The 11,824-nt window shown below is 59.0% G+C and carries 7 protein-coding genes; 4 read left to right on the top strand and 3 right to left on the bottom strand.

From position 1 onward, the window contains the following. Positions 1-29 precede the first annotated feature (29 nt). Genes AC3Y2E_RS11555 through AC3Y2E_RS11540 form a run of 4 tightly spaced genes read left to right on the top strand, consistent with a single transcriptional unit; the run spans position 30 to position 7,189 of the window. Positions 30-1,223, top strand: coding sequence for a DegT/DnrJ/EryC1/StrS family aminotransferase (locus AC3Y2E_RS11555; protein WP_379210279.1), 1,194 nt, complete (start codon positions 30-32; stop codon positions 1,221-1,223). A 46-nt stretch (positions 1,224-1,269) separates the two neighbouring features. After that, positions 1,270-3,006: a hypothetical protein gene (locus AC3Y2E_RS11550; RefSeq protein ID WP_379210277.1), complete on the top strand. Its 1,737-nt coding sequence runs from the start codon at positions 1,270-1,272 to the stop codon at positions 3,004-3,006. Beyond that, positions 3,003-4,709, top strand: a complete 1,707-nt coding sequence (locus AC3Y2E_RS11545) for a polysaccharide deacetylase family protein (RefSeq protein ID WP_379210275.1) — start codon at positions 3,003-3,005, stop codon at positions 4,707-4,709. Before AC3Y2E_RS11550 ends, AC3Y2E_RS11545 begins: the two co-directional genes overlap by 4 nt. A gap of 5 nt (positions 4,710-4,714) precedes the next feature. Then, positions 4,715-7,189, top strand: coding sequence for a hypothetical protein (locus AC3Y2E_RS11540; RefSeq protein ID WP_379210273.1), 2,475 nt, complete (start codon positions 4,715-4,717; stop codon positions 7,187-7,189). 28 nt (positions 7,190-7,217) lie between these two features. On the opposite strand, the gene AC3Y2E_RS11535 is transcribed toward AC3Y2E_RS11540, so the two are convergent. The 3 genes from AC3Y2E_RS11535 to AC3Y2E_RS11525 all read right to left on the bottom strand — a co-directional run bounded on the left by AC3Y2E_RS11535 (position 7,218) and on the right by AC3Y2E_RS11525 (position 11,509). Beyond that, entirely contained in the window at positions 7,218-8,273 is a 1,056-nt protein-coding gene (locus AC3Y2E_RS11535) for a response regulator (RefSeq protein ID WP_379210271.1), read from the bottom strand. 22 nt (positions 8,274-8,295) lie between these two features. Next, positions 8,296-10,206, bottom strand: a complete 1,911-nt coding sequence (locus AC3Y2E_RS11530) for a cache domain-containing sensor histidine kinase (RefSeq protein WP_379210269.1) — start codon at positions 10,204-10,206, stop codon at positions 8,296-8,298. A gap of 133 nt (positions 10,207-10,339) precedes the next feature. Next, a complete protein-coding gene (locus tag AC3Y2E_RS11525) occupies positions 10,340-11,509 on the bottom strand; it encodes a trans-sulfuration enzyme family protein (protein WP_379210267.1) in 1,170 nt (389 codons plus the stop codon). Positions 11,510-11,824: the final 315 nt, after the last annotated feature.

The raw sequence follows: 11,824 nt of genomic DNA, 5'->3' as shown, positions 1-11,824 counted from the left end.
TCATCCATCTTAGAAAGAAGGTACCCGACATGGAACGATTAGCGATTAACGGGGGAAGCCCGGTACGTACAACGCCGTTTCCGGTTTGGCCGGTATTCGGGGAAGAAGAGGAGCTGTACATCCTTGATGTAGTCCGTTCCGGAAAATGGGGCGGTACGAACCGAAACAAGCTGCCGGTTTTTGAAGAAAAATTTGCAGCCATGCACGGGGCGAAGCACGCCGTTTCCGTCACGAACGGAACGATTGGCCTGACGGTTGCGCTGCAGGCTGCGGGCGTGAAGCCCGGCGATGAAGTGATCATGCCGCCGTATACGTTTATCGCGACCGCTTCGGCCGCGCTTCTCTTCGGCGCGATTCCCGTATTCGTCGACGTAGAACCGGATACGCTGCTGCTCGACCTAGATAAAGTGGAAGCAGCGATTACGCCGAGAACCAAAGCGATCATCGCGGTTCATATCGCCGGCGCGCCGGTTAATATGACGCGCTTGAACGAAATCGCGGCAAAGCACGGCTTGCGGGTCATCGAGGATGCGGCCCAAGGAGTGGGCGCGGCCTGGGACGGCCGGCCGGTCGGCGCGCTTGGCGACTTCGGCTCGTTCAGCTTTCAATCGGGCAAAAATGTAACGGCCGGCGAGGGCGGCATCATTTTGACCAACGACGAGGAGCTGGCGGACATCGCCTGGTCGCTCGCCAACGTAGGCCGTATCCGGCAAGGCGCCTGGTATCAGCACGAGCGGGTCGGCTGGAATTTGCGGATGACGGAATTTCAGGCGGCGATTTTGCTTGCCCAGCTTACGCGGTACGACGAGCAGCTGCAGCGCAGAGACCGCAATGCCAAGCTGTTAACCGGGCTGATCTCCGAGATCGGAGGATTCCGCACGTTGAAGCTGGACAGCAGAACGACGCAGCATGCGCATCATTTGTACATGTTCGGTCTGACGAGCGAGGCGGCGGACACGATCGGGAAAGCGGATTTCATCCGGAAGGTTAATGCAGAAGGCATCCCGCTGCTGCCGGGTTACGTCTCGCTGAACCGCAATCGGGCCGTTGTCGCCGAGATCGAGAAATGGACGGGAGAGAAGCGGGAGACGAGCTGCCCGGTCAGCGAACGATTCGACGAACGCGAAGGATTGTGGCTGCACCAAAACGTGCTGCTCGGCACGGAACAGGATATGCACGATATTGCGCAAGCGCTGGGTAAAGTGATGAATTCGTACGGTTAAACGGCATAAAGACGGTTCATAACGAACAGCTGGGGGAGTGAGAAAGATGAAGATGGCTCGGGTAGGCGTGCTGCTGGACCGGCATATGTTGGAGCGGCTGCAGCAATTTCGGCTGAATGCGTTTGAGAAATTCGTAACCGAGATACTAGCTCATCGGGGTATCCCGTTTGAAGTGGTTCATAGCCTGGATGAGATCACAAACGACAAGTATGATCTGCTGATCGCCGCAGTGGTCGCGGACACCCGGCAGTCGGCGGAACGGTTGTGGCGGTTTGCGGAGCAAGGAGGGACGCTAATTGGCTACGGCGGTCTAAACGCGATGGCGGACCGGCTCGGCTTCATCCGCGGCGAGTCGTCAGGAGCCGGATACGCCGAATTGCCGGAACCGTATCCGTCGGATCGGCCGCTGCGGTTTTTGGCTGCACAGCCGTGGCTGCGGGTGGAAGCAAGCGGAAGCATACTGGCTGCGGAAGCGGGCACGCTCGCGCTGGGACGGCCGGGCGGGGAGCCGTTCGGACCGGCGCTGCTGCGGTTTACCGCCGGCCAAGGCCGGATCGAACGATGGACGGTCGATATCCCTACGACGATCGTCGGACTGCAGCAAGGGCTGAAGCCCGTGCTGGAAGACGGAGTGCCCGCTCCGGACGGTACGGCTGCGGTCGACGACGGGGTGCTGAAGGCCGACGATGTGATGGAGCTGGATTGGACGGCCGACCGGCTGTTGACGGAGACGGGCATGCCGTATTTTGCGTTTCCTTACGCCGATTTATGGCGGGACGTTCTGGTCGGGCACCTGATCGGCGCGGCAGCGGAACGCGGGCTGTCGCTGCCGTTTGTCGGCTACTGGCCGGACGGTATCGACCATGTGGCGCTGGTCTCCCACGATAGCGACGGCAATCGGGACGAGCACGCGGTATCGACGCTGGAGACGCTAGCCGCATGCGGAATCCGTTCGACATGGTGCATGCTTGAATCGGGATATTCGGCTCCGATGTATGACCGGATTCGTGCAGAGGGCCATGAGGTCGCCTTCCACTATAACGCCGTTGAAGCGGACGAGGGAATTTGGGATGAGGCGGAGTTTTCGCGCCAGCTGGATTGGTTGAAGCGGGCTGCCGGCACGCCGTCGGTCGCCTCGAACAAAAACCATCTGACGCGGGTCGAAGGCTGGGGCGAATTGTTCCGCTGGTGCGAGAAGTACGGGATCGAAGCCGATCAGACTCGCGGTCCGAGTAAGAAAGGGAACGTCGGGTTTATATTCGGGACGTGTCATCCGTATTTTCCGATCGCTTGGGCCGATGAGCACAACCGGTTTTACAACGTGCTGCAGATCGGTTTTTTGACCCAGGATCTCGATATCGGCAAATGGTCGGACAGCAGCGTTATCGCTCCTTTTCTCGAGCAGGTCCGGAAGGTCGAAGGAATCGCGCACTTTTTGTTCCATCAAATTCATATCCATAACCGCGAAGAGGTGCGCCGCGCAATGCGGATGTTAGCCGATCAGGCCCGGGAGCTCGGCTATCCGTTCTGGACGAGCCAAGAAATTAACGACTGGGAACGATCGAGGCGGACCCTTACAATCGAAACGGTCGAAGCGGACGGCTCCTGCTCCGTAAATACGTCGACGAGTCTGGAGAAATCGGCTGTAGTCTGGGTTCCGTTACCGGAACACGTTCAGGGGGACCGTGCCGCAGCTCCTGTAAGCGATGAAGGGGCCTACTCGATCCGATACGGTATACGGTGCCGTAAAACCGTCGTTTTACCGGGAGGGACCAACCGATGACCATGGCCAAGCTGGGCGTGCTTCTGGATGAAAACGCACTGAGGAAGCGACACTCGCTGGGAATCAATACGTTCGAACGGTTTATTGTGGAAATATTGGGCCATGCGGGAATCCCGTTCGATACGTACGCCAGTGTGCAGGAAGCGGCGGAGGCGGCTCCGGATCTGCTGATCGCTGCCGTCTGCGGCAGCGGCCAACCGAGCGCCGATACGCTCTGGACCTATGCCGAACAAGGCGGCACGCTGATCGCTTACGGGGGGCTGAACGCGTTAGCCCGCAAGCTCGGGTACGCCCGCTCCGGTGAAGCTGGCAAAGGGTACGCGCGGCTGCCGGCGGAGGAAGGCGGGCGGACTATGCGCTTTTTGTCAGCGGAGCCTTGGATTCCGCTGGCCTCCGGCGATGGGACTGTGACCGCAGCTGCCGAAGAAGGAAGGCTGCTGAGAGGACGGCCGGACGGCGAGGAAGCCGGTCCGCTCGTACAGCGATTTGCGGTCGGAGCCGGCATGCTCGAACGGTGGTCGGTGCCGATCCCGCATACGATCGTAGGGCTGCAGCAAGGCTTGTCGCCTGTGCTCGCCGACGGCGTACCCGCGCCTGACGGTACCGCTGCGGTGAATGACGGCGTTTTTAAGGCCGACGACGTAGCCGAGATCGATTGGATGTGGGACCGCAGCACGACGGAAGCCGGCGACCGTTATTTCCCGCACGCTTATGCGGATGATTGGCGGGAAACGCTGATCGGGGCGCTGCTCCGTGCCGCTCTTGCGAAGGGGCTTACGCTGCCGTTCGTCGGTTATTGGCCGGACGGGGTCCGCCAAGTGGCGCTGCTTTCGCTCGACAGCGACCATACGCAGGATATGGAAGCCGATACGACGCTTCGGCTGCTGCGCGAATGCGGCATACCGGCAACCTGGTGCATGATGGCGCCGTGGTACAGCCGGGACATGTACGAGCGGATCGAGGCCGAAGGGCATGAGCTCGCTTTTCATTATAACGCTGTGCCGGCTGACGGCGGGGCGTGGTCCGAGGAAGCGTTCGCCGCCCAGTTGGAGGCAATGAAGTTGTCCGCTTCCAAAGAGCGGATCGTCTCGAACAAAAACCATCTGACCCGGATCGAAGGCTGGGGAGAGCTGTACCGCTGGTGTGAGCGTCACGGCATCGAATCGGAACAATCGCGCGGGAACAGCAAGAAGGGGAGCGTCGGATTTTTATACGGCACGGCGCATCCGTATTTTCCCCTATCGTGGGCCGACGAGGAAAACCGGTTTTACGACGTGCTGCAGATCGGATTTCATTACGGCGATTTTCTCCAATGCGATCCGAGCCTGATCGGGCCGCTCCTGGACGAAGCTGCGCGAGTCGAAGGGGTGGCGCACTTCGTCTTCCACCAGATTCATATCGACCGGAAGGCGTTCATCCGCGACTGGCTGCGGGAGTATGCCCGGGTTGCCGCCGCGAAGGGCTTCACGTTTTGGACCGGCAGCCGGATCAACGAATGGGAGAGAACACGCCGCCGTATCCGGATCTCCGGGATCGGTCCGGACGGGAACGCCGTCATCGAGAGCGGCACCGGGCATACCGGAGCCGTCGTCTGGATTCCGGTTGGGAGCGGCGAACAAGCAACGGCGGCGGAAGGACATAAAACCGAAAGCGTACGCTTTGGCGTTCGCTGCCGCAAACAACTACTGAGTGAAGGGGACTGACAGTTATGGAATATACGCCTGCTGAAGCGGTTTGGAACGTGCGTCCCGTCCGGTGGGAGCTGGCGGCCGAGAATGAGATGTCCCGCCGGTTTTACGGGGTATTGCTGCGCTGGATTCCTTTCGCCGTCAAGCAATACGGTGTCTGGGACGGACGTCCGGAGTGCGGCCACTTTTTCGGCGGCACGTTCTGGTATCAGGCCGATTCGGCACATGTGTCGGCGATTTTCGCGGCGATGTCGAAGCTCGGCGATTACGACGAATCGGTCGTCCCCCGCAGCGAGCTGAAGCGGATGGCTGTCTCGGCGATCCGTTACATGGGCTTCACGCACGATACCGGGCCTGCCGATTGCGTGCGGGCACAAGGCGTACTGCCCTATACGAGCGGCAAAAAGTGGGGCGGCCGCGGCGACGGCTTTTTCATGGCGAGCCAGAACGGCCGGTCGGTTGCTGCAATGGCGTGCGCGGCATGGCTGCTCTGGGACGAACTGGACGGAGAGACGAAGCGGCTTGTCCAAAACGTCACTTCAAGTTACGCCGACCGGTGGGCGGCGGAAGAACCCCGCAACGGCGTCTATTACGATACGCAGTGCGAAGAAAACGCCTGGACGGCGGCCGGCATCTCCGCGGCGATGGGGATGTTTCCGGACCATCCGCATCAGCAGGAGTGGCAGGCCGGGTTTACCAATTGGGCGATGAACGCCGTTACGACTTACCGGGACCGGCTGGCTTATCCGTCCGGGCTCATCGACAAGACGAACGGCTTGAAGGTAACAACCGTTACGTTCCACCCCGATTATACGTCGGAAAACCATGCCTTCGTGCATCCGAGCTATTATTGCGCAGGGACGAATCTGCGCGCCATCCATGCCGTGTTCGCGCTGATGAGCGGACAGCCGGTCATGGAAAGCGCGCTGTACAACAACGTGCCCTTGTATGAACGGACCGTGAAAATATGGTCGCAATTCGACGGGCTGAACATCCCCGTGCAAGGACAAGACTGGTGGTACAACCGCCAGCACGAGCGGCAGCTGACCCATACGATCCTGAACGTGCTTGGCGGTGATCCGGATGCGGCCCGCCTCGCCCGCTCCTCCCTCGACAGCATCGAGCGCATCCAGGCAAGCAATAGCATCGGGGCGCTGCTCGAAGAAAACGGCGAGGAATGCGTCATTAACCGGGACCACGGACAATTCGCCAAAGATTTGGAGCACGGCTCCGCTTACGATCTCGCCGTATCGTATCTGCTGCACGTCTTCGGCGGCGCCGGAGCGTCCCCGAGCGAGCCGGCGGAGCTGGCCGAACGTTTGTCGGGTGTCCATCTGTATCCGTTCGGCGGCTCGGTCATCCACCGGACGCCGGAGACGTTTACAAGTTTTACGTGGCGCAACAACGTGATGGGACTTAGTATGCCGGCGAAGGGCGTCTGGAATGTTACGCCGCTTTATGCGAGCTATACAGGAACGATGAAGCTCGAATCGTCCGGGACGTCACCGGGAAGCTTGACCAACGAATCTATCATCCGGGGAGTCGAGAAGGAACAGATCAGCCCCTATACGGACGGATTTGGAGCGGTGGTCGAGATTTCCCGAGGTCATGGCGATCTGAAGCAGGATGTTGCCTTTGTCGCGCTTCCGGACGGCCGCAGCGTGTACGTCGAGCGGTTCCGGGTGCAGAAGGCGTGTACCGTCCGGGAGTGGCAGACGGGGACGATCGGCATCCGCAACGAGAGTTATACGGCTATGCCGGAGCTGGCTCCCGGAAGCCGCACTTTGTACATGGCGGACGGGGAACGCACATTTCGCGGATTTTACGGCAGGGAAGCGGATGAGGTGCGATCGTTCGGACCGGTTCCTTATGTTAACGTGGACCACACGATCGGGTATTTGCTTTATGGCACAAGAGGAGTCCGGTATGTGAACCGTCACGTATATCCCAAATGGAAGGGCGTCGAGGATATTCTGGTGCTCAACGATTTCGGCGACCGGACGTTCGGCCAGCCGCAAACGCTGGAACCGTCTGTGATCGTCGCCCTGCCGAACCGGACCGCCGAGGATACGGCGGCAAGCTACGGCCGGACGCATCGCTACGATACAGGCCGGTCGGACCTGACGGTGCTGGAGACGGAAGGGACGCTAGTGTATGCGTCGTTCGCCGAATCCGATCAAACGGTGTCGGTAACCAAAGCGGCGGACGCCCTCGGAACGATCGATCTGTATGACGGCATCCAAACTATGGATGCGGATTCGTTCGTTTGGACCGGTACGATCCCGGGTTTCCGGGCGGGATATTCCGTAAGCCGGTATCACGTGACCGAGGCGAAGGGCCCGGAGCTCCGGCTTGAATTCTCGGTGAACGCCGGGCAGCTGCTCGTGCTGAATCATTCCTCCGCGCAAGCGGTCGTCACGATCCGTGACCGTACAACCGGCGCCACGTATGCCGCAGAGCTGGCAGCAGGAGCGTTCCGCAAGTTTCCAGCCTAGTCCAATAGGCAGAGATAGAGGCCCGGCATCATTTGATGCCGAGCCTTTTGCGGTATTCGGAAGGCGACAGGCCGATTTGTTTTTTGAACATTTTGGCAAAGTGCGGGTAATCTTCGTAACCGATCGTCTGTGCGATTTCATACGTTTTGTAGCGGGGATCTTCCAGCAGCGCTTTCGCCTGATCGAGCCTGAGTCCGGTTAAGTAATGAATGAAGCTGACGCCGATTTCCTGCTTGAACACCCGGCTGAAGTACGACGGAGACATCTCGCACAAGTCCGCCACCTCCTGCAGATCAAGCGTCGGCTTGGCGTAATGTTCCCGGATATGCTCGACCGCCCTGTGCAAATAATGCTGCGTGCCCCACTTCCTTGTCGCGCGCAGCTCCTCCATTACCGCATCGGCATAAGCGACGGCCGCTTCCGCAATCCGCTCCGCCGCATCGGGCCACGTCAAGGGCTCGATGGCGGTCGAGGCGATCGTTCCGCCGCTGCGGTTCTCCAGCTCCGCCGTTACAAGTGTCAGCAGATCGGAGTAACGTTCCTTCAGCTCGGCCGGTTCGGGCTCGTCCTCCATAAGGTCCGCATGCAGGCCGGACAGGCCGGCCTGCACCTCCTCCCGGTTCAGCAGCCAGATGCGCTCGGCGAGCGGACCGGCTTTGTTGCGGGAATATTGCAGCCATTCGCTGCGCTTCGTCGCGGCGTGCCGGTTCTTGCCCAGCTTGTCCGACAAGCGCTGAAGCAGAGCGACGAGCAGCTGGGGCTTCACCGGTTTGAGCAAATAGTCAAAGACGCCGGCCCGCAGCGCCCGCTGGGCGTAACCGAAATCGTCGTAACCGGACAGGACGACGATCTCGGCGGTTCCTTTGCGATGCTTGAGCGCTTCGATCAGCTCCAGTCCGTCCATTACCGGCATCCGGATATCGGTAATAATCAGGTCGGGGGAGAGGCGGTCGGCCAGCTCCAGCGCCTCTTGGCCGTCCTCCGCTTCTCCGACGACGCGGAACGGCTCGCCGCTTGTTTCAATCAGCTTGGACAAGCTGCGTTTGACCATATATTCGTCGTCGGCCACGATTACCGTATACATGCTCCAACTCCTCCTAGGTCCGTTATCCGTCTTTGCCGCTGTTTTCGCGGGCTCCGCCGATTCCGTCTCCCGAACGGGCGGGCCTGGCAAGAAACGGGAGCAGAATATCGACGCGGGTGCCTGTCTCGCCGGACTGCCGGATCGTTATCCCGTACGGCTCTCCGAATACTAGCCGGATACGCTGATGAACGTTGCTCAGGCCGATCCGCCCGCGCCCCGCAGCCGGCTGGGCGGCGGAAGACGCTCCGTCGCTGCCTTGGGGGCTGCTCCCCCGCTCATATTCCGCTCCGCCGCCCGCGTCTGGGTTGCCGGCAAAGAGCCGGTCGTACCCCGCTTTGCGCTCGGGCGGCATTCCTTTCCCTTTATCCACCACACTCAGAACGTATCCGTTATCCCGGACTTCCCCATGCAGTCCGATGTAGCTCGGCTTCAGCTTGTGCTTCTCGTAGCCGTGGGTGAAGGCGTTCTCCACGATCGGCTGCACGATCAGCCGTACGGCGCGTACGCAGGGAAGCACATGTTCGTCCGTCCGGATGTCCACCTCCAGGGAACGATACCGTTCTTTCTGGATTTCGAAATAGCTGGACAGATGGCGCAGCTCTTCCTCCAGCGTGACCGCTTCCTTCGGATCGCCTACGCTGTACCGGAACAGATCGGCAAGCGCCGTAGTCATATTGCTGATCGGAAGCACTCCTTCCACGACCGCGTACGAATTGATCGCTTCCAGCGTGTTATATAAGAAGTGAGGGTTGATTTGAGACTGCATGGCGAGCAGCATCGCTTCTTTCTGCCTCAGCTCCAGTTCTTTTTCTTTCAGCTCGGAGGCGTGTACGACCTCGATCAGCCGGCGGATTTCCCCGACCATTTTGTTGAAGCTGCGATTCAGCCTGCCGATTTCGTCATAGCGCTTCTCCGGTGCGAGCACGTTCAGCTCGCCGTTTTCGGCCCGGTACATCAGACGCTGCAGCAGTTGGAGCGACCGGGTCAGATGCAGCGAGAAGGCGCCGAGCACGAGCAGGACGAACACGATCAGACAAGAGCCGACCCACAGCGAAATGTTGCGCATCGCGATCAGCTTGCCGGCAAGCTCCCGAAGCGGCACCTCGGATACGATAATCCAGTCGTTCAACGCGGAACGGTGAAACATCACAAGCATCGTGTCCTGCTCCGTTTTTTTCTCGTAGTACCCTTCGGTTTGGCTGCGGTGCGTAGCCAGCTCCTCCTCCGGTATCGCCTTGCCCCAGAGGGCGGGATCGGTGTGCTCCACGATTTTGCCCTCGCTGTCGATGATCGACAGATGTCCGGTTTGTCCGAGCTTGATGTTGGAGACGATTCTGGAGAAAGGGGTCATGTTCAAGTCGATAATAATGAAACCGGCGGTCTGATACGCCTGCGTATCCCAGAACTTGCGAATGACCGTAACGACCGGAGTCGAGCCGTCGAGTCTTAATCCCATCACTTTATACGTTTCGTCGTCCTTCAGCTCGTCCAGCAGCTCGGCGGCGAATATTCGTCCGGCGTTGCCGTAGTTGGTCGAGATTCCGTTGCGGGATACGATCGAGAAGCCGTAGATGTCTGTCCGGCCGAAGAAAAAATTCGGCAGCAGCTCTTGCTCGATGGCGCTTTTGATCTTCACCAGCTCAAATGTGTCGGTCGGGGACAAGCTCATGAATTGCTGGATCAGCGGATGGGAGACCAGCGGAAACGTAGAACGCTCCAGGTCGCGAAAGTACGAATCCAGATGGCCTCCCGTTTGCCGGATCAGCTCCTGATTATATTGCCTTGCGTTCGTTTCGATCGTTTCGGTCGATTTCTGAAACCAGAGCAGGCCGAATATAAAAAACGGCAAACCCAACAGCCCGATAATCAGGACGTTCATTTTCGTTTGGATGGACAAGCCGCTCAGCCGTCTGTACAAGGTCTGTATCCTCATGCGCTGCGTCATCTCCCGGGCGTCACTCGGCGATCGTCTGTGAATGGAACAGATCCGCTTCCCTCCCGCCTTGAAAGGAAACGGATCTTCAGGTTTGCTGTCGTTCGTGTAACTTTTCGAATCGAAAATGCGGTTATGTCAAGCTGTTAAGCGCCTGATCGAGATCTTCGATCAGCGACTCCGCCCGCTCCAGTCCGATGGAGATACGGACGAGTCCGTGAGGGATTCCGGTAGCTTGGGAGGCTTCCTCCGAGATTCCGAGACCCGGGGTGTTGATCAGGCTTTCGAAGCCGCCCCAGCTCGGACCCAGCTCGAAGTATCGCAGCCGCCGGATCATCTCGGAGATCGCCTGTTCGCTTCCTTTCGGAACGAAGCTGAGCAGACCGGTATAACCGGACAAATAGTTGCGCCCCAGCTCGTACTGCGGATGGCTGGCGAGCCCCGGGTAGTAGACGGTCTCCACCTTCGGATGATTTTCGAGGAACTCCGCTACCTGCATACCCGATTCTTGATGCTGCTTCATTCGAATAGGGAGAGTACGGAGTCCGCGCAGCAGCAGCCAAGCCTGGTGGGGGTCCATATTCGAGCCGAACAAGGCGCGCTCGCCATGCGTCATCTGCTCCATCTTCTCCCGGCTGCCGATGAGGACGCCGCCGATAATATCGCTGTGGCCTCCCAAATATTTCGATGCGGAATGAACGACCATATCGATCCCGTAGCGCAGCGGATTCTGGTACAGGGGAGTCGCCCAGGTGCTGTCGATGACCGTTCCGATTCCGTGCGCTTTCGCCAGCTTCGCGACCGCCTCCAGATCCTGCATATAGAACAGATGAGAGGACGGGCTTTCCAGGAAAATCAGTTTCGTGTTCGGCCGGATCGCTTCTTCGAACTCGGCGATGCTGTCTCCGGTCACGAAGGTGGTCTCCACACCGAACCGTTTCAGATAAGTGCCGAGAAATTCGCGTGTCGGCCCGTAGGCGCTGCGGACACAGACGACATGCGCTCCCTGACTCATCCAGTACATGATGGCCGAGGAGATCGCACCCATCCCCGAGGAGAAACATTTGGCCGCTTCGCCTTCTTCCAGCGCGGCGATTTTGCGTTCCGCAATATCGGTGGTCGGGTTTCCGATCCGGGTGTAAACATAACCGTGGTCTTTCGTTTTGCGGGTAAACAACGAATTCTGGAAAATGGGCGGCACGATCGCCCCCATGAAAGAGTCGTAATCATCGCCGAGATGGGCGCAAATATCTTCCTTCGTCCAAGTCAAGTGTTCGGGCCTGGTTTGGTTCGAGTCGTTCATGATGATCTTCTCCTCAATTGCAATTTTTATGAAAGGATCAAGAAAAGACACGGTTGGTTTGCCGTTGTCCATTACAAAAGTGTAGCATGAATACCCCGGGATTCCAAAAGAAAAGAAAGGCGCCGCAACGCGGAAACCGATAGTTTTTTGAAGGCGGTTGCAAGGCAGGGGGCCGCTCCCGTACAGCCGGAAGTGGAGATACAAGCAGTTTTGATTTACGAAAAACGAATCAGTATCAAATTAGAAAATGATGCCATTTCCTCGAATGACGCGCGCAAACTAACGGGGATTACGAAGAAAGTATCGTTGACGGCG

Source organism: Paenibacillus sp. MAH-35, assembly GCF_058135425.1.
This window is presented reverse-complemented; position numbering and strand designations above follow the sequence as displayed.

What these genes read in the sequence shown, in the direction of transcription:
- AC3Y2E_RS11555 (WP_379210279.1), top strand. Translation starts at nt 30, where the DNA reads ATGGAACGATTAGCGATTAACGGGGGAAGCCCGGTACGTACAACGCCG.
- AC3Y2E_RS11550 (WP_379210277.1), top strand. Translation starts at nt 1,270, where the DNA reads ATGAAGATGGCTCGGGTAGGCGTGCTGCTGGACCGGCATATGTTGGAG.
- AC3Y2E_RS11545 (WP_379210275.1), top strand. Translation starts at nt 3,003, where the DNA reads ATGACCATGGCCAAGCTGGGCGTGCTTCTGGATGAAAACGCACTGAGG.
- AC3Y2E_RS11540 (WP_379210273.1), top strand. Translation starts at nt 4,715, where the DNA reads ATGGAATATACGCCTGCTGAAGCGGTTTGGAACGTGCGTCCCGTCCGG.
- AC3Y2E_RS11535 (WP_379210271.1), bottom strand. Translation starts at nt 8,273, where the DNA reads ATGTATACGGTAATCGTGGCCGACGACGAATATATGGTCAAACGCAGC.
- AC3Y2E_RS11530 (WP_379210269.1), bottom strand. Translation starts at nt 10,206, where the DNA reads ATGAGGATACAGACCTTGTACAGACGGCTGAGCGGCTTGTCCATCCAA.
- AC3Y2E_RS11525 (WP_379210267.1), bottom strand. Translation starts at nt 11,509, where the DNA reads ATGAACGACTCGAACCAAACCAGGCCCGAACACTTGACTTGGACGAAG.